The following is a 25,559-nucleotide window of genomic DNA, read 5'->3' as shown; positions in this document are numbered from 1 at the left end:
TCCTTCACTTCTCTTTTTCGCTGAGCATGTAGCCGACGCTGCGCACGGTGCGGATCAGGTTGTCGGCTTCCTTGAGCGCCTTGCGCAGGCGCAGCACGTGCACGTCGACCGTGCGCTCCTCGACGGCGGCGGCATCGCCCCACACCTTGTCGAGCAGCTGGCTGCGCGAGAACACGCGCTCGCGGTGCGCCATCAGGAACTTCAGCAGGCGGTACTCGGCATTGCCCATCTCGAGCTGGCGCCCGCCCAGCGACACCGTGCAGCTGGCCGGATCCAGCGTGACGTCGCCGGCCTTCAGCGGCGCCTCCGCCAGGTGCGGGCTCTTGCGGCGCAGCAGCGCCTTCGAGCGCGCCAGCAGCTCGCGCGGCGAGAACGGCTTGGTGACGTAGTCGTCGGCGCCCGTGTTCAGGCCGGCGATCTTGTCCTCTTCCATGCTCTTGGCCGTCAGCATGATGACCGGGATGTCCTGGAAATCGCGGTCGCCGCGCAGGCGCGACAGCAGGCGCAGGCCGCTCTGGTCGGGCAGCATCCAGTCGAGCAGCAGCAGGTCGGGCCGGCCGTGCACGATCGCATCCCAGGCCATGGCCACGTTGCCCGCCGTGCGGATGTCCCAGCCGGTCTCGCGCAGCGAGTAGCTCACCAGTTCGACGATCGCGGGTTCATCCTCGACGATCAGGACGCTCGTGTTGGCCGCCATCGATTACCCTTCGCCGCCTTCCGCCAGCGGGAGCTTGGTGTGGCGGATGTCCTTGCCCTCGACCACGTAGATCACGTATTCCGCGATGTTCTTGGCATGGTCGCCGATGCGCTCGATGGCCTTGGCCACCCACAGCGTGTCCAGCGCCGACGAGATCGTGCGCGGGTCTTCCATCATGAAGGTGATGGTGTTGCGCAGGATCGCGCGGAACTCGTAGTCGATCACGTCGTCCTGGGCGATGATCTGCACGGCCGACTTGCCGTCCAGGCGCGCGAACGCGTCGAGCGCGTCGTGCAGCATGTCGGCCGTGGCGCGCGAGATCGTGCGCACGACGTCGTAGTGGTTGAAGCTGACCATGCCGCGCTCGTGCAGGCTCTTGGCGGTGCGGGCGATCTTGGTGGCCTCGTCGCCGATGCGCTCGAGGTCGGTGATCACCTTGATCGTGGCCATCACGGTGCGCAGGTCGTTCGCGGCCGGCTGGCGGCGCACGATCAGGTGGCTGCAGGCGTCGTCGAGCTGCACCTCGAGCTGGTTGACGGCGTGGTCGTCGGCCATGACCTTGTCGGCCTGCTCGGCATTGTCGACGCGGAAGCACGCCAGCGCCTCCTCGAACTGGGTTTCCACCATGCCGCCCATCAGCAGCACCTTGGAACGGATCGCTTCGAGTTCCTGGTCGTACTGCTTGGAAGAGTGATCGCCTACCATGTCTCTGTATCCTATCGAATGTCGTTATATTACTTGATCAGCCGAAACGTCCGGTAATGTAATCCTGCGTTTCCTTCTTCGCGGGATTCATGAACAGCTGGTCCGTCTCGCCGAACTCGACCAGCTCGCCCAGGTACATGTAGGCCGTGTAATCCGAGCAGCGCGCGGCCTGCTGCATGTTGTGGGTCACGATCGCGATCGTGTAGTCGCCCTTCAGTTCGCTGATCAGTTCCTCGATCTTCGAGGTCGAGATCGGGTCCAGCGCCGAGGTCGGCTCGTCCAGCAGCAGGACGTCCGGCTTGACGGCGACGCCGCGCGCGATGCACAGGCGCTGCTGCTGGCCGCCCGACAGCGACAGGCCGCTCTTGTTCAGCTTGTCCTTGACCTCGGTCCACAGGGCAGCCTTCTTGAGCGCCCATTCGACGCGCTCGTCCATCTCGCCCTTGGAGAGGTTTTCGTACAGGCGCACGCCGAAGGCGATGTTGTCGTAGATCGACATCGGGAACGGCGTCGGCTTCTGGAACACCATGCCGATCTTGGCGCGCAGCATGTTGACGTCCACGCCCGGCTCCAGGATGTTGCGGCCGTTGAACAGGATGGTGCCCTCGGCGCGCTGGCCCGGGTACAGGTCGTACATGCGGTTCAGCGTGCGCAGCAGCGTCGACTTGCCGCAGCCGGACGGGCCGATGAAGGCCGTCACCTGCTTGTCGTGGATGTCCAGGTTGACGTTCTTCAGGCTGTGGGCCTTGCCGTAGAAGAAGTTCAGGCCCTGGATCTCCAGGGTCTTGGCCTTCGGCTTGCCGTTGGCGTTCGCCGCTTTATGCTGGTTCGCGGTCGGGATCGCGGTGTGGATGGTAGCGCTCATGGGATCGGAATCTTCTCGTGGCAAGGTACGGAATCAGGGATTTTTCTGGCGGAACGCGGTCCGCGACAGGATGTTCAGGGCCAGGACGCTGAAGGTCACCAGCAGCGCGCCGCCCCAGGCGATCGACTGCCAGTCCTCGTACGGGCTCATGGCGAAGCGGTAGATCACCACCGGCAGGTTGGCCATCGGCTGGTTCAGGTCGGCGGTGAAGAACTGGTTGTTCAGCGCGGTGAACAGCAGCGGCGCGGTTTCGCCGGCGATGCGGGCCACGGCCAGCAGCACGCCCGTCACCACGCCGGCCTTCACGGCGCGCAGGCGCACCGTCAGCGCCACCTTCCAGCGCGGCGCGCCGAGGGCGAACGCGGCTTCCAGCAGGCCGTTGGGCACCAGGTGCAGCATGTTGTCGGTGGTGCGCACCACGACCGGGATGGCGATCAGCGACAGCGCGATGGTGCCGGCATAGCCCGAGAAGTGCTGCACGTTGGCCACGTACAGGGCGTACACGAACAGGCCGATCACGATCGACGGCGCCGACAGCATGATGTCGGTGACGAAGCGGGTCACGGCGGCGAACTTGTTGTTCTGGCCGTATTCGGCCAGGTAGATGCCGGCCAGGATGCCGATCGGGGTCGACACCAGCGTCGACAGGCCGACCATCAGCACGGTGCCGAAGATCGCGTTGCGCAGGCCGCCTTCGCTGCCCGGCGCCGGGGTGTCCAGCGCGAACAGGCCGGACGACAGGGCGCCGACGCCGTGCACCAGCAGGGTGAACAGGATCCAGGCGAGGAAGCCGAGGCCGATGGCCATGGCGCCGATCGACAGGGTGATGCCGACGCGGTGGCCCAGCAGGCGGCGACGGTAGACGGGATTCTTGCGTGCTTGGTCCATTATTTTGACCCTTCCTTGCGGGACATACCCACGAGCATCAGTTTGGCGGCCGACAGCACGATGAACGTGATCGCGAACAGGATCAGGCCCAGCGCGAACAGCGACGACACGTGCAGCGGCGAGCTGGCCTCGGCGAATTCGTTGGCCAGCGTGGAGGAAATCGAGTTGCCCGCCTCGAACAGCGACAGCGAGATCTTGTTGGCGTTGCCGATCACGAAGGTGACGGCCATCGTCTCGCCCAGCGCGCGGCCCAGGCCCAGCATGACGCCGCCGACCACGCCGGTACGGGTGTACGGCAGCACGATCTTGCGCACGACTTCCCAGCGGGTGCAGCCGAGGCCGTATGCCGACTCCTTCAGCACGGCCGGCACGATCTCGAACACGTCGCGCATCACGGAGGCGATGAAGGGGATGATCATGATGGCCAGGATGATGCCGGCGGTCAGCACGCCCAGGCCCATCGTGGGTCCCTGGAACAGCGGGCCGACGAAGGGCAGCACGCCCAGCGTATGCTTGAGCAGCGGCTGGACGTGGTCGCCGAAGAACGGCGCGAACACGAACAGGCCCCACATGCCGTAGATGATCGACGGCACGCCGGCCAGCAGCTCGACCGCGGTGCCCATCGGGCGGCGCAGCCAGGCCGGGCAGATCTCGGTCAGGAACAGCGCGATGCCGAAGCTGACCGGGAAGGCGATGGCCAGCGCGATGATCGAGGTCACCAGGGTGCCGGTGATGGCGATCAGGGCGCCGAACTTGTCGTTGATCGGGTCCCACTCGTTGGTGGTGATGAAGGACAGCCCGAACTCGCGGAACGCGGGCGCGGCCCCGATGGCCAGCGAGACGATGATGCCGACCAGCACGAGCAGCACCGAGGCGGCGAACAACAGGGTGATCTTGTGGAAGAAAAAGTCCTGGATGCGTTGCTGGCGCATGGTATTGCGCAGCGCCTCGTGCCGGGCCTCTTCCTGCAGGGCGGCAAGCTTGGCGGCATCGTCGGCGATGATCGCGGATTGTCCGTTCATATGTTCGTTCAAAGTAGTACCCGAAAGTAGAAACGCGCCGCTCCCGCCTCCCTGCCTCGCCGGCCGGGAGGTGGGAGCAACGCTACCCACGGATCGTGGATGGAATTACCAGACTGCCTTGCCCGAAGCGTCCTTCAGGTTGCTCTTCCAGGCGGCCTCGACCAGCTTGTTGACCGAGTCCGGCATCGGCACGTAGTCCAGGTCGGCCGCGGCGGCGGCGCCGTTCTTGAACGCGTAGTCGAAGAACTTCAGCACTTCCTTGCCCTTGGCGGCGTCGGCCTGCGACTTGTGCATCAGGATGTACGAGGCGCCGGTGATCGGCCAGGCGGCCTTGCCCGGCTGGTCGGTCAGCACCACGGCCATGCCCGGGGCCTTGGCCCAGTCGGCGTTGGCGGCGGCGGCCTTGAACGCGTCGTCGTCCGGCTGCAGGAAGGCGCCGTCCTTGTTCTTCAGCTGGGTGTGGGTCATCTTGTTCTTCTTCGAGTACGCCCACTCGACGTAGCCGATCGAACCCTTGATGCGCTGGACGTTGGCGGCGACGCCGTCATTGCCCTTGCCGCCCACGCCGACCGCCCACTTCACGGCGGTACCGGCGCCGATCTTGGTCTTGAAGTCGGCGTTGGTCTTGGACAGGAAGTCGGTGAACAGGAACGAGGTGCCCGAGCTGTCGGCGCGGTGCACGACGGTAATGTCCTCGGCCGGCAGCTTGACGCCCGGGTTCAGGGCGGCGATCGCCTGGTCGTTCCACTTGGTGATCTTGCCCAGGTAGATGTCGGCGACGACCGGGCCGGTCAGCTTCAGCTGGCCCGGGGTCACGCCTTCGAGGTTGACGACGGTCACGACGCCGCCCATGATGGCCGGGAACTGCATCAGGCCGGCTTCTTCCAGCTCGGCGGCCTGCAGCGGCATGTCCGACGCGCCGAAGTCGACGGTCTTGGCCTTGATCTGCTTGATGCCGGCGCCCGAACCGACGGCCTGGTAGTTCAGGCCGTTGCCGCTGGCTTTCTTGTACATCTCTGCCCACTTGGCGTAGATCGGATACGGGAAGGTGGCGCCCGCACCGGTGATGTCCGCCGCCAGGGCCGCGGTGCCCGCGAAGGTGGCGGTGGTACCGATGATGATGGAGGCCAGCAGTTGCTTCATGCGCATATCGAGTCCTTTGGTTAGGTAGGTGACACGTTTGATGCTGCGCAGTGTATCGATCGAATATGACCGCTTTATGACACCAGTGACATATTCGCATGACGCGTTTTCATCATCGCGCGCGGCCGTGGACCGTGTCACACGATACCTTTACGTCATGTCACATTCGCACTGTGCCCGAGGCCGTTTCCCTACGGACGGGCCATGCCTTGCGCATGAAAAGGAACCCCTTGTAAATACGTCGCCATCTGCTACCTTGGAAGCGTCTCCACTTCCATGAGGGTTCGCTCGACGGCGTTGAATTTCATGTTGATCAGTCTTTTTATTACAGGCGTGCTCGGGGGGATTGCCGGCCTGCTTCTCTGCGACGTCATCGGAGAGGCACGCGGGAGCCACGGCAAGTTGAAAGATCGCTATCACGAATAGCACACAGGGCCAGCGGCCCGGAAGAAAAAAGCGGCGCTGCCCTTGCGGGGCACCGCCGCTTTTTCGCGGTCCGCTGCGCGCCGGCCGGCACGCGCGGCCGGCGCCGTCAGCGCAGGAAGCGCGACAGCTGGCTCATCGCGTTCAGGTCCAGGTTCATGAACTGGAACCCGACCTTGAACTCGTCGCCGCTGAAGATGCAATACATGACTTTCGCGCGCGCATGCAGCGGCGTCGGCTTGCCGTCGACCAGCAGGTCGAGGCTGACCTGGCCAGCCTGGCCGGCCTGCAGCGGATGCGCGACGGTGACGCTGACGCCATTGCTGCCGATGTCGCTGGTGCGCGCCGGCAGCGGCGCCTGGCCGTCCATCGCCACGACGGCTTTTACCTTGAGGATCTTGCGAACGGTTTTCCTTTGATCTGTAACCACGGCTACCTTGTGATGCTTGTGACAAACGAGGTGCAGATTATAGAGTCAAACGGCGATGTTCGTATTTCCCCGCATCAATTCATAAGTAACGGAAAGTAGCAAACGCGAGTAGCAAACCCGAGCAGCGCGGCCCAGCAGCAGGCGCGCGCCGGCGCGGCCCGCGGCGCCCCGTCAGTCGAGTTCGCGCAATTTGCTGAACGCCTCGTCGATGCGCTCGACGGCGACGATGGTCATGCCCTCAATGTTTTGCTTGGGCGCGTTCGCCTTCGGCACCATGGCGATCGAAAAACCGAGCTTGGCCGCCTCGCGCAGGCGCTCCTGGCCACGCGGCGCCGGCCGGATCTCGCCGGCCAGGCCCACCTCGCCGAACACGACCAGGCCGCGCGGCAGCGGCTTGTTGCGCATCGATGAGTTGATCGCCAGTAACACCGCCAGGTCGGCCGCCGGCTCGGCGATCTTGACGCCGCCGACGGCATTGATGAACACGTCCTGATCGAACGCGGCGATGCCGGCATGGCGGTGCAGCACGGCCAGCAGCATCGCGAGGCGGTTCTGTTCCAGGCCCACCGACAGCCGGCGCGCGTTGGGCAGGTGGCTGGCGTCGACCAGCGCCTGCACCTCGACCAGCAGCGGCCGCGTGCCCTCCTGCGTCACCATCACGCAGGAACCCGGCACCTGGTTGTCGTGCTGCGACAGGAACAGGGCGGACGGGTTCGACACCCCCTTCAACCCCTTTTCTGTCATCGCGAACACGCCCAGCTCGTTGACGGCGCCGAAACGGTTCTTGATGGCGCGCACCAGGCGGAAGCTGCTCTGGGTGTCGCCCTCGAAGTACAGCACGGTGTCGACGATGTGTTCCAGCACGCGCGGGCCGGCCAGCGCGCCCTCCTTCGTCACGTGGCCGACCAGGATGATCGTCACGCCGGTCTGCTTGGCGACGCGGGTCAGCTGGGCCGCGCACTCGCGTACCTGGCTCACCGAACCGGGGGCCGACGTCAGCGCGTCCGAGTACAGGGTCTGGATCGAGTCGATCACCGCGACTTCCGGCTTGACGTCGGCCAGCGTGCCGAGGATCTTTTCCAGCTGGATCTCGGCCTGCAGCTTGAGGTCGCGCGCCTCGACCTGCAGGCGCCTGGCGCGCAGCGCGATCTGGGCGCCGGATTCCTCGCCCGACACATACAGGGTGTTGCGGGTGGCGGCCAGGTTGGCCAGCGCCTGCAGCAGCAGCGTCGACTTGCCGATGCCGGGGTCGCCGCCGATCAGCACGACGCCGCCCGCCACCAGGCCGCCGCCCAGCACGCGGTCGAATTCCTCGATGCCGGTGCCGAAGCGCGGCACGTCGATCGCCTCGATGTCGGCGAGCGAGAGCACCGGCGCGGTCTGCGCCAGCGCCTTGTGGTGCGTGGCCTGCGACATGCGGTTCAGGCCCTGCGACTCGACCTGCTCGGTCATGGTGTTCCAGGACTTGCAATCGCCGCACTGGCCGGTCCAGCGGCTGGCGACGGCGCCGCAATCGCTGCACACGAAACTGGTACGTGGTTTTGCCATGGTTCCTATCTATCTGTATGAGGCATGCGCCAACGACGCATGCGGTGGTGGGCATGGGGTGTGCACGCGCCGAGGGCGCGCTGGGTGGCCGTCCGGCGCGCCTAATCGCAGCCCAGGCGCCCTTCGTCCACGCGCACGCGCGCCGCGAGCGCGCACATCAACTCGTAGCCGATCGTGCCGGCGGCCTGCGCCACCTCGTCGATCGGCAGGCCGTCGCCCCACAGCGTGACCTTGCTGCCGACGCGGGCATTGGCCACCGGCGTCAGGTCCACGGTCATCATGTCCATCGAGACCCGGCCGATCAGGCGCGTGCGCCGGCCCTCGACCAGCACCGGCGTGCCGTGCTCGGCGTGGCGCGGATAGCCGTCGGCATAACCGCAGGCGACCACGCCGATCGTCATCGGCCCGTCGGCCTGGAAGCGGCTGCCGTAGCCGACGCTGTCGCCCGCCCCGATGTGCTGGATGCCGATGATCTCGGAGCGCAGCGTCATCGTCGGCAGCAGGCCGTAGTCCGCCGCCGTGCGGCCGCCCGGGGTGCCGCCGTACAGCATGATGCCGGGCCGGGCCCAGTCGTTGCGCAATTCCGGATCCACGCCGCTGAGCAGCTCGGCCTGGTGCAGCACCCCGCCCGAGTTGGACAGGCTGCGCTCGCCCTCCAGGCCGTCCGCGCCCAGGCGGAAGCGCCGCACCTGCTCGCCGATCGCCAGGCGCGGGTGCTCCAGTTCGTCCGCATTGGCGAAGTGCGTCATCAGGGTGATGTTGCGGATGCCGGGAATCGCGCGCAGGCGCTGGTAGGCGGCGCGGAATTCCTCGGGACGGAAGCCGAGGCGGTTCATGCCCGTGTTCATCTTGAGGTGCACGTCGACCGGGCGGTACAGCTGCGTGTACTCGAGCATCTTGATCTGCTCGAGGCAGTGCACGGTGCTGTCGATATTGTGCTCGGCCAGCAGCGGGATGTCGGACGCGTCGAACACGCCTTCGAGCAGCAGGATCGGCTTGATCCAGCCGAGTTCGCGCAGGCGCAATGCGTTTTCCGTCTCGATCAGCGCCAGGCCGTCGGCCTGGGCGAAGCCGCGCATGCCGCGCTCGAGCCCGTGGCCATAGGCGTTCGCCTTGACCACCGCCCACAGTTTCGACGTGGGCGCGCAACTGCGCGCGCGGTCCAGGTTGCGCTGCATGGAATCGAGGTGGATGGTGGCGTGCAGGGGACGGGGCATGGAACGGAGATGGGGCCGGCGCCCCCGGAACGAAAGGATTATTTTACTCCCGGCGGCAATTTCGCGTATTGTCGATTCCTTGGGCTACGCCTTCTTTCATGGTATAAAGCAACCCACACTTAGTTTTTAGAACGTCTCGAATGAATCGTGGTTTTTATACCATCATGGCGGCGCAGTTCTTTTCGTCGCTGGCGGACAACGCGCTGATATTCGTCGCGATCGGTCTGCTGACGGCGATGAAGGCCCCGGCGGAGCTCACGCCGCTACTGAAATTGTCGTTCGTGCTGTTCTACGTGCTGCTGGCTGCCTTCGTCGGCGCCTTCGCCGACTCCAAGCCCAAGGGCCGCGTGATGTTCAACGCCAACCTGATCAAGGTGTTCGGCTGCAGCCTGATCTTCTTCGGCGCCCATCCGCTGGTCGCCTGCGCGGTGGTCGGCTTCGGCGCCGCCGTCTATTCCCCCGCCAAGTACGGCATCCTCACCGAACTCCTGCCCCCCGAAAAGCTCGTCGCGGCCAATGGCTGGATCGAGGGCCTGACCGTGATGTCGATCATCCTCGGCACCGTGATGGGCGGCGCGCTGGTCAGCCCGCACGGCGGCGCCTGGCTGATGACCCTGGACGTCCCCGGCATCGACACCGGCATCGACACGCCGACCAAGGCCTCGCTGGTCGTGCTGATCGGCGTGTACGCGCTGGCGGCCGGCTTCAACCTGCGCATCCCGGACACGGGCGCGCGCTACGAGCACCAGGAACGCCATCCCGTGCGCCTGATCGCCGACTTCGCCGAGTGCTCGTCGACGCTGTGGAAGGACAAGCTGGGCCAGATCTCGCTGGCCGTGACCACGCTGTTCTGGGGCGCTGGCGCCACGCTGCAATTCATCGTGCTGGAGTGGGCCAAGCGCTCGCTGCATATGCCGCTCGACAAGGCGACGACCCTGATCGGCGTGGTCGCGATCGGCGTCGCCGTCGGCGCGGCGCTGGCGGCCAAGATGATCCCGCTGAGGAAATCGCTGACCGTGATTCCACTGGGCATCATCATGGGCCTGGTCGTCGCCAGCATGGTGATGGTGCACTCGATGGCCGTGGCGGTGCCGCTGCTCCTGCTCATCGGCCTGCTGTCGGGCTTCTTCGTGGTGCCGATGAATGCGCTGCTGCAGCACCGCGGCCACGTCTTGATGAGCGCCGGTCACTCGATCGCCGTGCAGAACTTCAACGAGAACCTGTCGATCCTGACCATGCTGGCGCTGTACGCCATCATGATCACGCTGAACCTCGACCTGAACATCATCATCGTCCTGTTCGGCCTGTCGCTGGCCGGCATCATGTACCTGATCGGCCGCCGCCACGCGGCCAACCAGCGCGAACACGACTCCCTCGCCCTCATCGGCGAACACAAACACTGACCTCCCGCAAACCGGGGTCAGAGCCGGGGTCAGAGCCCGGTTTTTGGCAATTTCCTCTTCGTCATTCCCCTGAAATATCCTGTCATTCCAACGCGGAAAACGACAGGATATTTCACCATGGACATTCCCACAATTCGGGCTCTGACCCCGGCTCTGACCCCGGTTTGAGGGGGGTCAAGGGGGCGTGTGAGCGGTGGCGCGGGTGCGCCAGTCGTCGGGGACGATGAAGCCGCGGGCGATTTCGACGATGCGGCCCGGCTGCGCGTCGACCAGCGCGACCAGCAGCGGCGCGTCGGAGACGGCGAAGTGGTCGTCCAGTTCGGCCATCAGCTCGGCCTTGTCCAGCATCCACGTGGCCGACGCGGCGCGAAACGGCGCCAGCCATTGCAGGCGCGGCAGGACCAGGAAGCGGTCGGCGGCCAGGTCCGCGACTTGCGCACGCGCGCACCAGAAGCCGCGGCAGTGGCCGGCGCCGATGCCGGGCATCTCGACGTCGTCCCCGGCCGGATAGAACAGCCAGCCCCTCACCAGCGCCCGCGCGCTCGTCACCGGCCGCGGCAGCAGCGCCTGCGCGGCGGGATGCTCGGCCAGGCGCAGCTGGCGCTCGACGACCTTGCGCATCTTGCGGCCCAGGCTGTCGGCCAGGTTGGGGCCGACGAAGGTGTCGAGGCCGGTGGCGCGTCGTCCATCGCCGTCGTGGACGCTCTCCTGCAGCAGGTAGAACTTGGTGGCGAATTCGATGTGCACCGCGCCGCCGGCGCCGTCGTCGAGCAGGAAGTCGAACTCGCCGATGGTGGCGGTGGGGCCGTCGCGCACCTGCAGGCCGTGCGCCAGCAGGCGGCCCTGCTCGGCGAAATAGAAGGCCATCAGCTTTTCCGCATACAGGCCCAGGCGCGTGACGGGCTTCGTGCCGAGGGCGGCGTCGAGGCGCGCCGGATCGGCGTCGAGCGCGGCCAGCCAGCGTTCCACGTCCGGCGTCACCGGACCCAGCGTGGCGACGCGTCCTTCCCAGTGCGGGTCGTGGACGTCGAGCAGGTCGGGCGCGTCCAGCAGCCAGGCCAGCGCGCGCACCCGGGCGCGCCGCAGGTGGCCCCAGCGGCGCTCGAAGGCAGCCTGGTAGTCGGCCATCGGCAGCCGGGCGCCGGTCAGTCGCCGCTCCGGGCGCCGGCGCCGCGCGCGCGGCACAGGTCGGCCCAGGCCTGCGCCTTGTCGGCGCCGCGCCGCAGCAGCTCGCCCGGATGCAGCGTCGCGACCAGGTCGACCTGCCTGTCGCCGACGGCCAGCGCATGCACGGCGCCGCGCGCGCCGGCCAGCGGCTCCTGCAGCGGCCGGCCCAGCAGCGTGTTGGCGGCGATCTGCCCCAGCGTCACGACGGTGCCGGCGCCGGCCAGCGCGACCTCGCGTTCGAGGTAGGGACGGCAGGCGGCCGCCTCCTCGGCCGTCGGCGCGCGCTCGCCGCCGTTCGGCGTCGACGGCCGGCACTTGATCAGGTTCGTGACGTAGACGTCGCGCTCGCGGCCCATGCCGACGGCCAGCAGCATGTTGTCGAGCAGCTTGCCGGGGTCGCCCGCCAGCGGCACGCGCGCCTTGTCGTCGGCGGCCGTCGAGGCGCCGGCGGCCACGACCCAGCGCGCCGTGCGCGCGCCGCTGCCGGGCACGGGCACGCGACCGTCGCGGCAGGCGCTGCAGCGGCGGCAGGACGCGATGGCGACGGCCAGCTGGTCCCAGTCCATGCGCGCGATCTCGTCCGGACTGGCGTCCGACGGCAGCGCGGCGTCGTCCCACGCGGATTCGGCATCGGCGGCCGGCGGCGCCACCGGCGCCAGCGCCGACGCCGACTGGGCCACGCGCTGCAGCGGCGACGGTCCTGGCGGACGCGGCGACGCCGGCTCGGGCCCCGCCTGCACCGCCGGCGCCGCGGGCCGAGGCACCGGCGCCGGCACGCCGGCCGCCGGAGCGCGCTGCGGCGTCGGCTCCGGTATCTGCTCAGGCACCTGCTCAGGCACCAGCTGCGGCGCCTCCGCCAGCGCCACGTCGCCCCCGTCCGCGGCCGTCGCGGCGTGCTCCGCCGCGCGCAGGCGCCACAGCGGGCCGAGTCCCATCTCGTCCAGGAAGACGAGGTCGCGCGTGCTCAAGCCGCTCATAGCGCGTACCTCATCACGATCGCATCCTCGCGCCGGCCCTCGTGCGCGGGATAGTAGCCCTTGCGCCGGCCGATCTCGGCATAGCCGTAGCGCCGGTAGACGTGCAGCGCGCGCTCGTTGGACGGGCGCACTTCGAGCAGGATCGAGCCCATGCCCTGTTCGCGCGCGCGCGCCGCGATGCGGTCGAGCAGGAAGCGCCCGAGTCCCGTGCCGTGCCGCTCCCCGGCGACGGCGACGTCCAGCAGGTGCGCCTCGTCGACCGCGTACATCAGCAGGAAGTAGCCGGCCAGCGCGCCCTCTTCCGACGCCCCCTCCTCGCGCAGCACCCAGGCGTCGTAGCCGCTGGCGAGCGAGTCGACGAAGTTGGCGCGGCTCCACGGATGCGGGAACACGCCGCATTCGAGCGCGTGGACCGCGTCGATGTCGGCCGCGACCATGCGGCGCAGCGCCAGGGAGGCCGCCATCATGATCGGGACGCCTTCGCGGCGTCGTCCTTCACGGACGTCGCTGCGTTCATGGCCCGGCGCTCGGCGCTGGTGTAGGCGACCTTGTTGCGCAGGTAGAGCGGCTGGGCCGCGTCGGCCGGCACCGCGCGCCCGTCCGCCAGCGCGCGCGCCCCCAGCACGGCCAGCTCGCGCGCATGCGGCAGGATGTCGGCATGGGCGCCGGCGGCGAACTCCTTGCCGGCGAACGCATCGGGATAGGCGGCGAAGCCGTTGCCGCAGGCGACCAGGCCGGCGGCGGCCAGCGGCGCCACCGCCTCCGGGGCCGCCAGCGCCGGCGCGCACACGGCTTCCCAGGCGCCGGTCCAGCGGTACTGCGCCCAGTAGACTTCGCCCATGCGCGCGTCGAGCACGGCCAGCACCTCGGTGGCGCCGGTACGCGCGCGGCAGGCCTCGGCCATCGCCTCCAGCGTGACCAGCGGCAGCACCGGCAGGCGCGCGCCGAAGGCCAGGCCCTGGGCCACGCCGCAGGCGGTGCGCACGCCGGTGAAGGAGCCGGGACCGGCGCCGAAGGCGATCGCGTCGCAGTCGGCCAGCGCCAGGCCGGCGTCGCGCAGCAATTCCTGCACCATGGGCAGCACGGATTGCGAATGGGTGCGCACGCCGGACGTTTCGCGCGCGGCCGGGACGGCATCCGGGGCGCTGCCGGCCGTGGTGTTCAACAAGGCGCAGGACGCCAGCTCGGACGAGGTTTCGATGGCAAGGATGATAGGCATGGCGTATTTTAACCCGCCGGCGGCATCGGCAAAAAGCGCCGGCCGGTGCCGGATCGGCGCGGCCGTTGTAAAATCCCGCCCATGTCCAGCCTGATCCTCGAGCCCGATACCCGCGACCAGCTCGCCGCCGCCCTCGACGGCGGCGGCTGGGTCGTCGCCTGCCTGTGCGCCGCCTGGTGCGGCACCTGCTCGTCCTACCGCGCCGCCTTCGACGCGCTGGCCGCGCGCCACCCCGACAAGACCTTCGCCTGGGTCGACATCGAGGACGAGGCCGACGTGGTCGGCGACCTCGACGTCGAGAATTTCCCGACCTTGCTGCTGCAGCGCGGCGACACGGTGGCGTTCTTCGGCACCATGCTGCCGGACGCGAACCTGGCGGACCGCCTGGTGCAGGCGCAGGCGGCGCTGGACGACGCCGAGCTGGCGCGCCTGGCCGCGTCGACGCCGGAGCGGCGCGCGTGGCAGCAGCGTTGCGACCTGCGGCGGCTGCTGGCGGACGCGGGCCGGTAACGGCCGGCGTAAGGACGCGGGGCACGCGGGCCCCCGATCGAGCGGGCCCCCGCGTCCTTACGCCAGCCGCAAGGGCAAGCTGCGCAAGCGCTGCCCGGTCAACTGGAACACCGCATTCGCCACCGCCGGCGCCACCGGCGGCACCGCGGGCTCGCCCATGCCCTCGGGCGGCGCCGCGCTCGGCATGAACATCGTCTCGACCAGCGGCGCCTCGTTCATCCGCAGCACCGGGTAGTCGCCGAAGTTCGACTGCTGCACGCGGCCGTCCGCGAGCGTGATCTCGCCCGCCAGCGCCGCCGACAGGCCGAACACGACGCCCGACTCGACCTGCTGGGCCGCGATGTTCGGATTGACGACGAGGCCGCAGTCGACGGCGCAGGCCACGCGGTGCACGCGGATCGCCGTGCCCTCCACCGCCACCTCGGCCACCATCGCGACGACGGTGCCGAAGGACTGGTGCAGCGCCACGCCGTGCGCGCGGCCCGCCGGCGCCGGGCCGGCCAGGCGCAGCGCCGCGTCCAGCACGGCCAGGTGGCGCGGGTACGGCGCCAGCAGCGCGCGCCGCAGGGCCACCGGGTCGCGGCCGGCCGCGTGCGCCAGTTCGTCGACGAAGCTCTCCTTGAAGAACGCGTTATAGGAATGCCCGACCGAGCGCCAGTAGCCGACCGGCACCGGGCTGTCCACGGTCACGTGGGCGATCCGGCGGCGCGGGATCGCGTACTGCATGTCGAAGGCGCCCTCGGCCGTCGTCTTGTCCGGCCCCGCGCCGGGCAGGCCCAGGTTGCGCGGGAAGTACTGGTGGGCGATGGCGGCGCCGGCCGAGGTCGCGTCCCAGGACAGCACGCCGCCGTCCGCGTCCAGCAGCGCGGCGTAGCGCGCCAGCGCCATCGGGCGGTAGACGTCGTGCGCGGTATCGTCCTCGCGCGTCCACACCAGCTGCACCGGCTGGCCATCGGCATGCAGCGCGATCGCCACCGCCTGCGCCACCATGTCGGTTTCCAGCCGCCGCCCGAAGCCGCCGCCCAGCAGCATGGTCTCGACGGCGACGTCGGCGCGCGCCACGCCCGCCACACGGGCCGCGACCTCGGCCGCCACGCTGGGCACCTGCGTCGACGCCCACAGGCGCACCTTGCCGTCCCTCACCTGCGCCGTGCAGTTGACGGGTTCCATGGCGGCGTGCGCCAGCAGCGGCACGCGGTATTCGGCGCGCACCGTGCGCGCCCCCGCCACATCGGGCGCGGCGCCGGTCTCGACGTACACATGGCCCGCCCCGGCGTCGAGCGCATGCCCCAGCTGCGCGAACAGCGCCGCGCTCGACAGCCCGGCATGCGGCCCCGCGCGCCAGCGCACCGGCAGCGCGGCGGCGGCCTGCCTGGCCTGCCACCAGGTGCGGGCGATCACGGCGACGCCGGCGCCGGCGCCGGACCGCGCCGGCAGCGCGGCCGCGCAATCGACCACCTTCACCACGCCGGGCAGCGCCAGCACCTCGTCCGCCTCGTAGCCGGCCACCGCCGCGCCCAGTTCCGGCGCCATGCGCAGCGCCGCGTACAGCAGCCCGGCCGGGCGCGCATCGATGCCGAAGCGCGCGCCGCCGTCGACCTTGGCCGGCGTGTCCAGGCGCGGCAGCGGGCGGCCGATCAGGCGGAACGCGGCGGGCGCCTTCAGCGTCACGTCGCCGGCCCCGATGCCGCGCCCCGCCTCGGCGGCGGCCGCCGCCAGCGCGCCGTAGGCCAGCGTGCGGCCGTCCGGGTGGCGCACCGCGCCGTCCGCGGTCGCCAGCCGCGCCGGGTCGGCGTGCCAGTGCGCGGCGGCGGCCCGCACCAGCATCGCGCGCGCCACGGCGCCGGCCTCGCGCAGCGGCCGCCACCCATCCTTCACGCTGGTCGAGCCGCCGGTGAACATGATCCCCAGTTCGCGCGCCACCTTCGCGGCCAGCCAGCGCGCGCCGTCCCGCAGGACGCCGCTGTCGTCCGGGTGGAACGGCAGGTTCTCGGGCAGCAGCGCGACGTTGGCGTAGATCGGGTCGACCGGCGCGGCAACGATGCGCACGGCGGCCAGCGGCGCGTCGAGTTCCTCGGCCACCAGCATGGCCAGCGCGGTGTGCACGCCCTGCCCCATCTCGCTGCGCGCGGCGACGACGGACACGCCGCCGTCGGGCGCGATCGCGACCCAGCCGTTCAGGGCCACCGCGCCGGCGGGGAACGGCGCACTGGCGGCGCCGCGCAGGCGCTGGCGCGGCGGCGCCACGCCCCAGCCGACCAGCAGCAGGCCGCCCGCCGCCAGGCCGCCGAGCAGGAAGCGGCGCCGCCCGCGCCTAGGCACGGCGGCGTTCGCGCTGCGCATCGTCGTCCTTCCACGCGTCCAGCAGCTGTTGCGGCGCCACCGGCTTGCCGTACAAGTAGCCCTGGGCGCGGTTGCAGCCTTGGCGCAGCAGGAAGGCGGCCTGCTCGGCCGTCTCGACGCCCTCGGCGATCACCGACAGGTTCATGCTCTTGCCGAGCTGGATGATGGCGATGGCGATGGCTTCCTGGTTGGCCTGCTCGCCGGCGTCGCCCTGCGCGCCGGCGGCGATGTCCTTGATGAAGCTGCGGTCGATCTTCAGCGTCTGCACCGGCAGTTGGCGCAGGTAGGCCAGCGAGGAATAGCCGGTGCCGAAATCGTCGATGGCCAGGCCGACGCCGACCGCGTGCAGGTCGTTAATGTACTGCAGCGCGTCGCCGGTGTTCATGATGACCGATTCCGTCACCTCCAGCTGCAGGCGCCGCGCGGCCAGGCCGGTGTCGGCCAGTACCCGCGCCACCTGCGGCGCCACGCTGCCGCGGTCGAACTGGCGGCCGGACAGGTTGACCGCCATCTTCGGCACCGCCAGGCCGGCCTCTTCCCAGCGCACCATCTGGCGGCAGGCTTCTTCCAGCACCCAGTTGCCGAGCTGGCCGATGAAGCCGATGTCCTCGGCGAGCGGGATGAAGCGCGACGGCGACACGTGGCCCAGCTCCGGATTGTGCCAGCGCACCAGCGCCTCCACGCCGATCAGGCGGCCGCTGTCGATCTCCACCTGCGGCTGGTAGGCCAGGCTGATCTCGTCCTTCTCGATCGCGCGCCGCAGCAGGGCTTCCAGGCGCAGGCGCATGGCGCCCTCGCCCTCCATCGACGGCGCGTACAGCTGGTAGCCGTTGCGCCCGCGCGCCTTGGCCTGGTACATGGCGACGTCGGCATTGCGGATCAGGACGTTCAGGTCGACGGCGTCGTGCGGGTACAGGCTGATGCCGACGCTGCCGGTGACGAACAGCTCGTAGTCGGACACCAGCACCGGCCGCTCGAACAGGCGCATCAGCTTTTCCGCGACCATGCGCGCGCCGCGCGCGCCGTCGACGTCCTCGAGCAGCACGATGAACTCGTCGCCGCCCAGGCGCGCCAGCGTGTCGCCTTCGCGCAGGCAGGCGGACAGCGCGGCCGCCACCTGCTTGAGCAGTTCGTCGCCGACGTGGTGGCCGAGCGTGTCGTTGACGTTCTTGAAGCGGTCCAGGTCGATGAACATCACGGCCAGCTGGCAGCCGCTGCGCGCCGCGCGCGCCATCGCATGCTGCAGGCGGTCGTGGAACAGCAGGCGGTTCGGCAGGCCGGTGAGCGGGTCGTGGTGCGCCAGGTGGTCGAGCTGGTCCTGCGAGGCGCGCGCCCTGGTGATGTCGCTGAACACGCACACGTAGTGGGTGACGGCATCCTGCTCGTCGCGCACCGCCGATACCGTCAGCGATTCGAGGTAGGCCTCGCCGTCCTTGCGCAGGCTGCGCAGTTCGCCCTGCCAGAAGCCGGATTCCTCGAGGTCGCGCCAGATGCCCGCGTAGGCCGCGTCTTCCGGGCGGCCGATGCGCGCCAGCACCGACCAGGTGCCCAGCGTCTCGGCCTCGGTGTAGCCGGTGATGTGCGTGTAGGCCGGGTTGACGGCCACGATGCGGCCCTCGGCGTCGATCACCATCGCGCCGTCGGCGATGTGTTCGAGCACGGTGGCCGACAGGCGCAGCTTTTCCTCGGCGGCGCGGCGCTCGCTGACGTCGGCGAACACCCAGATGCTGCCCTCGTCCGGCTGCTCGGGATCGAGCATGCGCCCGCTCACCATGCACCAGAACAGGCTGCCGTCGCGGCGGCGGAACTGCAGTTCGCCGGTGAAGTCGCGGCCGGCCGTCAGCACCGGCATGCATTCCTCCTCGCCGCGCGCGTAGTCGTCGACGCTGGGGAACAGCACCACCAGCGCATCGCCGGCCAGGTCGCCCTCGTCGTAGCCGAACAGCTCGTCGAAGCGGCGGTTGGTCGAGACCACGTAGCGCTTGCGCACGTGCAGGATGCCGAACATGACGTTGTCCAGCACCGCGCCCTGCTCGGCCAGCAGCGCCTCGATGCGCATCTCGTTGTACTTGCGCTCGCTGATGTCGGAGATGATGCCGTCGACCCAGGTGCCGCTGCCGTCGCCGCCCGGCTGGCCGCTCTCGAGCACCCAGCGCTCGATGCCGAAGGCGTCGACGATGCGGTATTCGACCTGGTACGGACGCCGGGCCTGGGTCGCCTCCTTGAGCAGGCGGTAGTAGTTGCGCCGGTCCTCGGGACAGACCAGGTCCATCCAGCAGTCCGTGCCCTCGCCCATGAAGCGGCGCGCCGGCCAGCCGGAGATCTCCTCGATCGCCTCGCTGACGAAGTCGATGGTGCCGCCGGCGCGGGCGCGGAACACGGCGCCCGGCACCTGGGTCACGATGGTGCGGAAGCGCTCCTCGCGCCGGCCGATGTCCGCGAACAGTTCGCCGATCGCGATGCGCATGCGTTCGAGCTGGCGCCCGAGGCGCCCCAGTTCGTCCTGCGCCGTCAGCACCAGCGGCGCGTCGAACTTGCCGCGCGACAGGCGGTCCGAAAAGCGCATCAGGGTGCGCAGCGGCGCCGCCAGCCGGCGCTTGAGCAGCACCACGATCAACAGCAGCGACACCGCCAGCTGGCCCGCCAGCACCATCGCGTAGCGCCACTGCTTGACGCGCAGGTCGTGCTCGCTGCGGCTGTCGTCCATCTCGACCAGCACGCGGCCGATCGGCTGGCCGCGCACCGTCACGTTGCGCTCGGCGCGCAGCACGCGGCCACCGGCCTGGACCGGGACGCGCTGGTCGACCACCTCCTCGCCGTCCTGGGCGCGCACCAGGACGCGCAGGACGGACGGATCGCGCATCACCGAATCGACCAGCGAGCGCGCGGCGTCGGCATTCATGTTCCACAACGGTTCCTGCATGCCCAGCGCCAGGATGTCGGCGTTGCGCTGCAGGGTGTCGTCGAGCGCGCGCGCCGACTCGCGCTGTTCCTGCACGCCGATCAGCAGGTAGCCGCCCACCAGCGCGGGCATGGCCATGCCGCCGAACAGCATCAGCAGCAGGGCGCCATACAGCGATCGCCCGTACAGGCGGGCGAGGCGGGAAGGCAGGGCGCGCGGCGCCATCCTGGAGATGAATTGCCTAATGAACATAAATAGAAAAAGCCGCGGATCGCAACGGACGAGCGGCGCGTTGAGGCATATCAATAGGTGTTCGGTATTCGATTATGCACACAAAAGTTGCCATAAGTCACTTAAATGTGGTGACCGATGGCGGCGATCGCGCCTTTGCGTGACCGCGCCGCCACGCCGCGCGTCGCCACGACGGGGCGCGGGCTTTGCTATCATCGGCATCTTTATGGAGGAGTACCTGATGACGATGTCGATGTACGACGCTTCGATCCCCCTGTTCCGGCAGATCCTGGGCAGCCTGGTTGCCATCCTGGACAAGGCCGAAGCCCACGTGGATGCGAAAAAGCTGGAACCGGACGCGCTGCTGCGGGCACGCCTGTTCCCGGACATGTTCCCCCTGCTGCGCCAGGTCCAGCTGGCGACCGATTTCGCCAAGGGCGCGGCGGCGCGCCTGGGCGGCGTCGACGTGCCGCGCTACGACGACGTCGAGCAGGACTTCGCCGGCCTGCGCGCGCGCCTGGAAAAGACCCTGGCCTTCCTCGACAGCGTGGCGCGCGAGGCGGTCGACGCCGGCGCCGACCGCGACGTGACCATCGGCAGCGGCGCCAGCGAGCGCCATTTCAAGGGCAAGGCCTACCTGCTGCACTATGCCCTGCCCAACTTTTATTTCCACGCCACCACCGCCTACGACATCCTGCGCCACAACGGGCTGGACATCGGCAAGCGCGACTTCATCGGCAGCGTCTGAGGACGGGACGGCGGTTCAAGTATTGCGGCGCGGGTAGCCCTGCCCCAGGATGCGCACCCACACGACTTCCTTTTCCTCGCGGCTCATCGCCACCCAGGTCGCCACCTCGATCACGGTGCGCCCGCAGCCGCGGCAGATCTCGTCGAAGGTGGTCGAGCAGACCGCGACGCACGGCGTGTCCGGGCGTTCGGGCAGGGGGCGCTCCCCCGCGGCCTCAGCGGGCCGGTCCGACATCGAGCTTGTCCCAGCCTTCGTGGCCGAGCTTGTCCATGGTGTCGATGTTCTTCTCGAAGATGTCGGCGGCGTCCGGGAAGGCTTCCACGGCGCGGTCGATGCTCGCCTCGCGCAGCAGGTGCAGGATCGGGTACGGCGCGCGGTTCGTGTAGTTCGAGATGTCGTTCGGATCGGTGTCGGCGAACTGGTAGTCCGGGTGGAAGCTCGCCACCTGCAGCTCGCCGTCCAGCTGCATGTCCTCGACCGCGGCATCGGCGACGTCGAGGAATTCGTTGAAGTCGACGAAGTCGTTCAGGACGAACGGGTGGATCAGCAGGGTGGTGTCGGTCTTGTCCGGATCGGTGTCGGCCAGCGCCTGCAGCTCGTTCATCAGGGTTTCCAGCAAGTCTTCCGGCGTGCGCGCCGGCGAGACGACGAAGCGCACCTGCTCCTTGATATAGACCGACTTGGCGAACGGACAAAGATTCAGGCCGATGACGGCGCGTTCCAGCCAGCGCCGGGTGGCGGCGACGATGGCGTCGTCGTCGGCATGGAGGTTGGCAGTGCTCATGGTAAGGCTTTCAGAAAATACAAAAATGCGTCGTGCAGACGCGGCATTGTACGCGCATTTGCGTGCGCTCATGGACGAAACGCCTGGCCCGGCCAGCATGGCAGGCACGGCTGGCGCATCTGGTATTAGCCGCCGCGGCGGCCAGCGCGGGGCGCATGGCGTCGCCCCCGGGACGCGCCCGCAACGCGACGCCCCAAGGTACTCCCTGGGTGTATCCGAAAATCCATCCGGTTTCATAGAGCAAAGGCGAGCGATAACGCGACCATACTCCCTTGCGTATTGACCAAGGGGAACACGCCATGATCAAAAAGGATAGACAAGGTTTTTTGTAACCGAGCCGACATAATTCTTGACTGACGCGCGGACTGGTCCGTACACTGCCTCCCTTACTCGTCAGTCCTGACGTTCCTGAACGCAACACTGGAAAGCCATGTACGAAACGACCCGCATTTCGCAAGCCCTCGCCGTCGTCCTCCTGATCGCCACCCTGCCGGGCCACGCCGCCGACAGCGCGCCGGGCGCCACCGCCCTCGGCGGCAGCACCCTGGGCAGCAGCACCGTCGGCAGCGGCGCCACCCGCGCCGGATCGCCGCAGGCCCTGGCCGCCGTCAAGTCCGACGACTACCGCGATCCGGACCTGTGGGCCCGCATCCGCAGCGGCTACGCCATCCCCGACGTCGACAACACGCTGGTCGCCAAGCACGTCCAGTGGTACGCCAGCCGTCCCGACAATCTCGCCCGCATCTCCAGCCGCGCCTCGCTGTACCTCTACCACGTCGTGCTGGAACTGGAAAAGCGCGGCATGCCGACCGAACTGGCGCTGTTGCCGGTGATCGAATCGGCGTTCAACCCGCAGGCGCTGTCGACCGCCAACGCGGCCGGCATCTGGCAGTTCGTGCCGGACACCGGCAAGACCTTCAACCTGCAGCAGAACATGTTCAAGGACGAGCGCCGCGGCGTGCTGGCCTCGACCGACGCCGCCCTCACCTACCTGCAGCGCCTGTACACGATGTTCGGCGACTGGCAGCTGGCGCTGGCCGCGTACAACTGGGGCGAAGGCAATGTGCAGAAGGCCATCCAGCGCAACCGCTCGCTCGGCAAGCCGACCGACTTCGAGAGCCTGTCCGAGCTGATGCCGGCGGAAACCCGCAACTACGTGCCGCGCCTGCAGGCCGTCAAGAACATCATCGCCAATCCGGGCCAGTACGGCGTGTCGCTGCCGCTGATCGACAACCAGCCCTACTTCACCACCGTCGACAAGACCTCGGACATCGACCTGGCCGTGGCGGCCCAGCTGGCCGAGATGTCGATCGACGAGTTCAAGGCGCTCAACCCGCAGTTCAAGAAGCCGGTGATCGCCGGCGACTCGCAGATCCTGCTGCCCAAGGAAAACGCCGAGAAGTTCCACCTGAACCTGGCGCAATGGGGCCAGGCGCTGTCGTCCTGGACCACGCACAAGATCACCTCGGCGAAGGAAAACATCGCCTCGCTGGCCTCGAAGTTCGGCACCACGCCGGAAGTCATCCGCCAGGCCAACAACATCCCCCCGCAGATGCGCCTGAAGGCCGGCTCCACGATCCTGGTGCCCAGGACCGAGGCGACGGCCCACAACGACATCACCGAGAACATCGTCGAGAACGCGCAGATGCTGCTCGAGGCCGACCGCGGCGAGTCGCGCAAGGGCAAGATGAGCGGTGTGCAGCGCATCAAGGCGCGCGCCGCGCATGCCGTGGCCGAGATCAAGAGCCGCGTGTCGCGCAAGCCCGCCGTCAACGCCAACGGCCGCAAGCGCCGCTGAGCCGGGGCCGGCTGGCGCCGGCCGCAATTACCCGCACCGGGTGATTTCTTCCTGATAACATTGTGAAACCTCAACTGAGGAACACTCCTTCTTTCGAAACATTTTTGAAAGCGAGAACACAATGATCACTCTCAAGAAAGCCGTCTTTGCGCTGGGCCTGGGCATCGGCCTGTCGGCGGCGGTCAGCGCCTGGGCCGCGCCCGACTGCGTCACCTGCGAATACATGCGGCTCGACTGCGCCGCCGGCGACGCCAACGCCTGTACCACGTTCAGCCGGCTCTGCCACTACCCGCCGGGCAGCTGCACGATCGAGTAAGCGGTCCGGCGATCGGCATCCCCGATCGCCCATGCGCCCGCGGCCCCGGCGGCCGCGGGCGCGAATCGCACATGCCCGTGCACGCTTTCGTATTTTCAGGTATAGTGCTGGTTGTGCGCTGCAATATACAGATTTCCCCCAGTCGTTTGACGTTACGCAAAGTCCGTACGTTCCCATGACGAAGCAGCTCACCGGATAGCAGTACAATCAGCAGCTTCGCAAGCCCCGGCGTCTATCAGCGCCCATTCATAAAGCCCTCCCGCCCTGCGTGCCGAGTCCATGGCACCGTCCCGGCGCAAAGCTTTTGTGCCGAAATTTCTTTGTCTTTGAGTCATTTCGTTTGTTGGCTCGCGTTGCTATTCCGCGTTGCCGTGTCGTGCGCCAGTCGCCGTGCGGGAGCGCTCACCGAACTATCGAGAGTAAATTAAACAATGAGTTTTGAAGCATTAGGCTTACACGCGTCCATCGTCAAGGCAGTCGAGCAGGCTGGCTACGAAAAACCGACCCCGGTGCAGGAACAGGCGGTCCCGGCGGGCATCGCCGGCCGCGACCTGCTGGTGTCGTCGCAGACCGGCTCCGGCAAGACCGCGGCATTCATGCTGCCGGCGCTGAACAAGTTCGCCAACCTCGAACCGGCTGCCGCCGGCCGCACCCCGGCCCAGGAAGCCCAGGCGGCGCGCGCCCGCGGCGAACGCGTCCGCTTCAAGGCGGCCCAGCCGAAGATGCTGGTGCTGACCCCGACGCGCGAACTGGCGCTGCAGGTGACCAACGCCACCGAGCAGTACACGGCCTTCATGCGCCGCATCCGCGCCGTCTCGATCCTGGGCGGCATGCCGTATCCGAAGCAGATGCAGCTGCTGGCCAAGAACCCGGAAATCCTGGTCGCCACGCCGGGCCGCCTGATCGACCACATGGAATCGGGCAAGATCGACTTCTCGCAACTGGAAATCCTGGTGCTGGACGAAGCCGACCGCATGCTCGACATGGGCTTCATCGAGGACATCGAAAAGATCGTCGCCGCCACCCCGGCCTCGCGCCAGACCATGCTGTTCTCGGCCACGCTGGATGGCGTCGTCGGCAACATGGCGCGCCGCATCACCAAGGATCCGATGGTGATCCAGATCGCCAGCGCCACCCAGCGCCACGAGAACATCACCCAGAAGGTGCACTTCGTCGACGACCTGTCGCACAAGAACCGCCTGCTCGACCACCTGCTGCGCGACGAGACGCTGGACCAGGCCGTGGTGTTCACGGCCACCAAGCGCGACGCCGACATGATCGCCGACCGCCTGAACATCGCCGGCTTCTCGGCCGCCGCGCTGCACGGCGACATGCACCAGGGCGCGCGCAACCGTACCCTGGACGGCCTGCGCCGCGGCCGCGTCAAGGTGCTGGTGGCGACCGACGTCGCCGCGCGCGGCATCGACGTGCCGAACATCACCCACGTGGTGAACTACGACCTGCCGAAGTTCCCGGAAGACTACGTGCACCGCATCGGCCGTACCGGCCGCGCGGGCCGCAACGGCATCGCCGTGTCGCTGGTGAACCACGCCGAGAGCCTCAACGTGCGCCGCATCGAGCGCTTCACCAAGCAGACCATCCCGGTCGACGTGGTCGAGGGCTTCGAGCCGAAGCGCGCCCCGGCGCCGCGTTCGGCCACCCGTCCGGGCTGGAAGCCGGGCGACGGCCGTAACGCCCACGGCAAGCCGGGCCAGCGCAGCTTCCACAAGGAAGGCGCACCGCGCGAAGGCGGCGGCTATCGCGGCGCCGACGCCCAGCGTCGCGAAGGCTTCCGTCCCGACGCCGGCCCGCGTCGCGAAGGCGGTTTCCGTGCCGAAGGCGGCTTCCGCGGTGCCGGCGCCGGCGAAGGCGGCCAGCGCCGCGAACGCAGCGGCTATGGCGCGCACCCGCGCTCGGCCGACGGCGCGCGCCGCAGCTTCGGCGACCGTTGATCTTGCAGCGTTGAACGCACCCGGACGGGTGCGCCGACATCGCCCCCGCCCCGTGCGGGGGCTTTTTTTTGTAGGCGCTGTTCGCGTTAATTGCGTTTCCTGTCCAGCTGCTTGCCAAACTGGACCGCTGCCCGCAGCAGTAGTGCCGGCGTCGTCAGCCGTTTGTCGTCCAGCACCCGCTGCCAGCCCGAGTAGTCGATCAGGTAGCGGCTGGCCACGCCGCGAAAGCGCAGCAGCCAGGTCTTGAAGCGGCTGTGCCAGCCGTTCACGT

At 68.6% G+C, this 25,559-nt stretch carries 23 protein-coding genes and 1 pseudogene; 6 read left to right on the top strand and 18 right to left on the bottom strand.

The features are described from left to right. Positions 1-4: 4 nt before the first annotated feature. The 9 genes from QZ749_RS06660 to alr form a co-directional block, all read right to left on the bottom strand. A complete protein-coding gene (locus tag QZ749_RS06660) occupies positions 5-697 on the bottom strand; it encodes a response regulator (protein WP_296944799.1) in 693 nt (230 codons plus the stop codon). Between the two features lie 3 nt (positions 698-700). After that, positions 701-1,402, bottom strand: a complete 702-nt coding sequence (phoU, locus tag QZ749_RS06655) for a phosphate signaling complex protein PhoU (RefSeq protein WP_296944796.1) — start codon at positions 1,400-1,402, stop codon at positions 701-703. Positions 1,403-1,439: 37 nt separating this feature from the next. Beyond that, positions 1,440-2,267 carry a phosphate ABC transporter ATP-binding protein PstB gene (gene pstB, locus QZ749_RS06650; RefSeq protein ID WP_296944793.1) on the bottom strand — a complete coding sequence of 276 codons (828 nt, stop codon included), beginning with the start codon at positions 2,265-2,267 and terminating at the stop codon, positions 1,440-1,442. A gap of 33 nt (positions 2,268-2,300) precedes the next feature. Continuing rightward, positions 2,301-3,155 carry a phosphate ABC transporter permease PstA gene (gene pstA / locus QZ749_RS06645; protein ID WP_296944791.1) on the bottom strand — a complete coding sequence of 285 codons (855 nt, stop codon included), beginning with the start codon at positions 3,153-3,155 and terminating at the stop codon, positions 2,301-2,303. Then, complete coding sequence (gene pstC / locus QZ749_RS06640) at positions 3,155-4,087, bottom strand: phosphate ABC transporter permease subunit PstC (protein ID WP_296944956.1); 933 nt, start codon at positions 4,085-4,087, stop codon at positions 3,155-3,157. Before pstC ends, pstA begins: the two co-directional genes overlap by 1 nt. Before the next feature lie 195 nt (positions 4,088-4,282). After that, positions 4,283-5,320 (bottom strand): phosphate ABC transporter substrate-binding protein PstS, encoded by a 1,038-nt coding sequence (gene pstS / locus QZ749_RS06635; protein WP_373896791.1) that lies wholly within the window; start codon positions 5,318-5,320, stop codon positions 4,283-4,285. Between the two features lie 532 nt (positions 5,321-5,852). Continuing rightward, entirely contained in the window at positions 5,853-6,173 is a 321-nt protein-coding gene (locus QZ749_RS06630; protein WP_296944785.1) for a PilZ domain-containing protein, read from the bottom strand. 171 nt (positions 6,174-6,344) lie between these two features. Further along, positions 6,345-7,721, bottom strand: a complete 1,377-nt coding sequence (gene radA / locus QZ749_RS06625; RefSeq protein WP_296944783.1) for a DNA repair protein RadA — start codon at positions 7,719-7,721, stop codon at positions 6,345-6,347. 101 nt (positions 7,722-7,822) lie between these two features. After that, a complete protein-coding gene (gene alr, locus QZ749_RS06620) occupies positions 7,823-8,938 on the bottom strand; it encodes an alanine racemase (RefSeq protein WP_296944780.1) in 1,116 nt (371 codons plus the stop codon). A gap of 140 nt (positions 8,939-9,078) precedes the next feature. Here alr and lplT point away from each other — a divergent pair, with 140 nt between their 5' ends. Next, positions 9,079-10,341 (top strand): lysophospholipid transporter LplT, encoded by a 1,263-nt coding sequence (gene lplT / locus QZ749_RS06615; protein WP_296944777.1) that lies wholly within the window; start codon positions 9,079-9,081, stop codon positions 10,339-10,341. A 174-nt stretch (positions 10,342-10,515) separates the two neighbouring features. Here the strand turns inward: lplT and QZ749_RS06610 are convergent, their stop codons facing one another. From QZ749_RS06610 to tsaB, 4 genes are read right to left on the bottom strand one after another with little or no spacing between them, the layout of a single operon-like run. Next, positions 10,516-11,469, bottom strand: coding sequence for a DUF1853 family protein (locus QZ749_RS06610; protein ID WP_296944775.1), 954 nt, complete (start codon positions 11,467-11,469; stop codon positions 10,516-10,518). Positions 11,470-11,486: 17 nt separating this feature from the next. Further along, on the bottom strand, positions 11,487-12,485 hold the full coding sequence (locus QZ749_RS06605) for a uracil-DNA glycosylase family protein (RefSeq protein WP_296944772.1): 999 nt from the start codon (positions 12,483-12,485) through the stop codon (positions 11,487-11,489). Beyond that, the gene (rimI, locus tag QZ749_RS06600) at positions 12,482-12,952 is read right to left on the bottom strand and encodes a ribosomal protein S18-alanine N-acetyltransferase (RefSeq protein ID WP_296944769.1); all 471 of its coding nucleotides are present in this window, start codon (positions 12,950-12,952) and stop codon (positions 12,482-12,484) included. Before rimI ends, QZ749_RS06605 begins: the two co-directional genes overlap by 4 nt. Then, positions 12,949-13,704 carry a tRNA (adenosine(37)-N6)-threonylcarbamoyltransferase complex dimerization subunit type 1 TsaB gene (tsaB, locus tag QZ749_RS06595; RefSeq protein WP_296944766.1) on the bottom strand — a complete coding sequence of 252 codons (756 nt, stop codon included), beginning with the start codon at positions 13,702-13,704 and terminating at the stop codon, positions 12,949-12,951. Before tsaB ends, rimI begins: the two co-directional genes overlap by 4 nt. A gap of 81 nt (positions 13,705-13,785) precedes the next feature. Between tsaB and QZ749_RS06590 the strand changes: the two genes are divergently transcribed. Beyond that, positions 13,786-14,214, top strand: a complete 429-nt coding sequence (locus QZ749_RS06590) for a thioredoxin family protein (RefSeq protein ID WP_296944763.1) — start codon at positions 13,786-13,788, stop codon at positions 14,212-14,214. A 57-nt stretch (positions 14,215-14,271) separates the two neighbouring features. Here QZ749_RS06590 and QZ749_RS06585 read toward each other — a convergent pair whose 3' ends face one another. Then, a complete protein-coding gene (locus tag QZ749_RS06585; RefSeq protein WP_296944761.1) occupies positions 14,272-16,557 on the bottom strand; it encodes a molybdopterin cofactor-binding domain-containing protein in 2,286 nt (761 codons plus the stop codon). After that, complete coding sequence (locus QZ749_RS06580) at positions 16,529-19,711, bottom strand: EAL domain-containing protein (protein ID WP_296944758.1); 3,183 nt, start codon at positions 19,709-19,711, stop codon at positions 16,529-16,531. Before QZ749_RS06580 ends, QZ749_RS06585 begins: the two co-directional genes overlap by 29 nt. 220 nt (positions 19,712-19,931) lie before the next feature. Between QZ749_RS06580 and QZ749_RS06575 the strand changes: the two genes are divergently transcribed. Further along, on the top strand, positions 19,932-20,438 hold the full coding sequence (locus QZ749_RS06575; protein WP_296944756.1) for a DUF1993 family protein: 507 nt from the start codon (positions 19,932-19,934) through the stop codon (positions 20,436-20,438). A gap of 15 nt (positions 20,439-20,453) precedes the next feature. On the opposite strand, the gene QZ749_RS06570 is transcribed toward QZ749_RS06575, so the two are convergent. Both QZ749_RS06570 and QZ749_RS06565 read right to left on the bottom strand, forming a co-directional pair. After that, entirely contained in the window at positions 20,454-20,672 is a 219-nt protein-coding gene (locus tag QZ749_RS06570; protein ID WP_296944754.1) for a DUF1289 domain-containing protein, read from the bottom strand. Continuing rightward, positions 20,653-21,222 carry a DUF1415 domain-containing protein gene (locus tag QZ749_RS06565; RefSeq protein WP_296944752.1) on the bottom strand — a complete coding sequence of 190 codons (570 nt, stop codon included), beginning with the start codon at positions 21,220-21,222 and terminating at the stop codon, positions 20,653-20,655. The genes QZ749_RS06570 and QZ749_RS06565 overlap by 20 nt, the downstream gene beginning before the upstream one ends. A gap of 430 nt (positions 21,223-21,652) precedes the next feature. On the opposite strand from QZ749_RS06565, the gene QZ749_RS06560 reads away from it, so the two are divergent. From QZ749_RS06560 to QZ749_RS06550, 3 genes are all read left to right on the top strand, one after another. Next, entirely contained in the window at positions 21,653-23,020 is a 1,368-nt protein-coding gene (locus QZ749_RS06560; protein ID WP_296944749.1) for a transglycosylase SLT domain-containing protein, read from the top strand. 121 nt (positions 23,021-23,141) lie between these two features. Then, complete coding sequence (locus QZ749_RS06555) at positions 23,142-23,336, top strand: hypothetical protein (RefSeq protein WP_296944746.1); 195 nt, start codon at positions 23,142-23,144, stop codon at positions 23,334-23,336. Between the two features lie 431 nt (positions 23,337-23,767). Then, positions 23,768-25,288, top strand: coding sequence for a DEAD/DEAH box helicase (locus QZ749_RS06550; protein ID WP_296944743.1), 1,521 nt, complete (start codon positions 23,768-23,770; stop codon positions 25,286-25,288). An 86-nt stretch (positions 25,289-25,374) separates the two neighbouring features. On the opposite strand, the pseudogene QZ749_RS06545 reads toward QZ749_RS06550, so the two are convergent. Continuing rightward, positions 25,375-25,559, bottom strand: a pseudogene (locus tag QZ749_RS06545) (IS1595 family transposase); the annotation flags it as partial.

The organism is uncultured Massilia sp. (genome assembly GCF_913773735.1).
Classification (GTDB): domain Bacteria; phylum Pseudomonadota; class Gammaproteobacteria; order Burkholderiales; family Burkholderiaceae_D; genus Telluria.
The sequence above is the reverse complement of the archived record's forward strand: the minus strand, read 5'-3'. Positions and strand labels throughout refer to the sequence as shown.

What these genes read in the sequence shown, in the direction of transcription:
- QZ749_RS06660 (WP_296944799.1), bottom strand. Translation starts at nt 697, where the DNA reads ATGGCGGCCAACACGAGCGTCCTGATCGTCGAGGATGAACCCGCGATC.
- phoU (WP_296944796.1), bottom strand. Translation starts at nt 1,402, where the DNA reads ATGGTAGGCGATCACTCTTCCAAGCAGTACGACCAGGAACTCGAAGCG.
- pstB (WP_296944793.1), bottom strand. Translation starts at nt 2,267, where the DNA reads ATGAGCGCTACCATCCACACCGCGATCCCGACCGCGAACCAGCATAAA.
- pstA (WP_296944791.1), bottom strand. Translation starts at nt 3,155, where the DNA reads ATGGACCAAGCACGCAAGAATCCCGTCTACCGTCGCCGCCTGCTGGGC.
- pstC (WP_296944956.1), bottom strand. Translation starts at nt 4,087, where the DNA reads ATGCGCCAGCAACGCATCCAGGACTTTTTCTTCCACAAGATCACCCTG.
- pstS (WP_373896791.1), bottom strand. Translation starts at nt 5,320, where the DNA reads ATGAAGCAACTGCTGGCCTCCATCATCATCGGTACCACCGCCACCTTC.
- radA (WP_296944783.1), bottom strand. Translation starts at nt 7,721, where the DNA reads ATGGCAAAACCACGTACCAGTTTCGTGTGCAGCGATTGCGGCGCCGTC.
- alr (WP_296944780.1), bottom strand. Translation starts at nt 8,938, where the DNA reads ATGCCCCGTCCCCTGCACGCCACCATCCACCTCGATTCCATGCAGCGC.
- lplT (WP_296944777.1), top strand. Translation starts at nt 9,079, where the DNA reads ATGAATCGTGGTTTTTATACCATCATGGCGGCGCAGTTCTTTTCGTCG.
- QZ749_RS06610 (WP_296944775.1), bottom strand. Translation starts at nt 11,469, where the DNA reads ATGGCCGACTACCAGGCTGCCTTCGAGCGCCGCTGGGGCCACCTGCGG.
- QZ749_RS06605 (WP_296944772.1), bottom strand. Translation starts at nt 12,485, where the DNA reads ATGAGCGGCTTGAGCACGCGCGACCTCGTCTTCCTGGACGAGATGGGA.
- rimI (WP_296944769.1), bottom strand. Translation starts at nt 12,952, where the DNA reads ATGATGGCGGCCTCCCTGGCGCTGCGCCGCATGGTCGCGGCCGACATC.
- tsaB (WP_296944766.1), bottom strand. Translation starts at nt 13,704, where the DNA reads ATGCCTATCATCCTTGCCATCGAAACCTCGTCCGAGCTGGCGTCCTGC.
- QZ749_RS06590 (WP_296944763.1), top strand. Translation starts at nt 13,786, where the DNA reads ATGTCCAGCCTGATCCTCGAGCCCGATACCCGCGACCAGCTCGCCGCC.
- QZ749_RS06585 (WP_296944761.1), bottom strand. Translation starts at nt 16,557, where the DNA reads ATGCGCAGCGCGAACGCCGCCGTGCCTAGGCGCGGGCGGCGCCGCTTC.
- QZ749_RS06580 (WP_296944758.1), bottom strand. Translation starts at nt 19,711, where the DNA reads ATGTTCATTAGGCAATTCATCTCCAGGATGGCGCCGCGCGCCCTGCCT.
- QZ749_RS06575 (WP_296944756.1), top strand. Translation starts at nt 19,932, where the DNA reads ATGACGATGTCGATGTACGACGCTTCGATCCCCCTGTTCCGGCAGATC.
- QZ749_RS06570 (WP_296944754.1), bottom strand. Translation starts at nt 20,672, where the DNA reads ATGTCGGACCGGCCCGCTGAGGCCGCGGGGGAGCGCCCCCTGCCCGAA.
- QZ749_RS06565 (WP_296944752.1), bottom strand. Translation starts at nt 21,222, where the DNA reads ATGAGCACTGCCAACCTCCATGCCGACGACGACGCCATCGTCGCCGCC.
- QZ749_RS06560 (WP_296944749.1), top strand. Translation starts at nt 21,653, where the DNA reads ATGTACGAAACGACCCGCATTTCGCAAGCCCTCGCCGTCGTCCTCCTG.
- QZ749_RS06555 (WP_296944746.1), top strand. Translation starts at nt 23,142, where the DNA reads ATGATCACTCTCAAGAAAGCCGTCTTTGCGCTGGGCCTGGGCATCGGC.
- QZ749_RS06550 (WP_296944743.1), top strand. Translation starts at nt 23,768, where the DNA reads ATGAGTTTTGAAGCATTAGGCTTACACGCGTCCATCGTCAAGGCAGTC.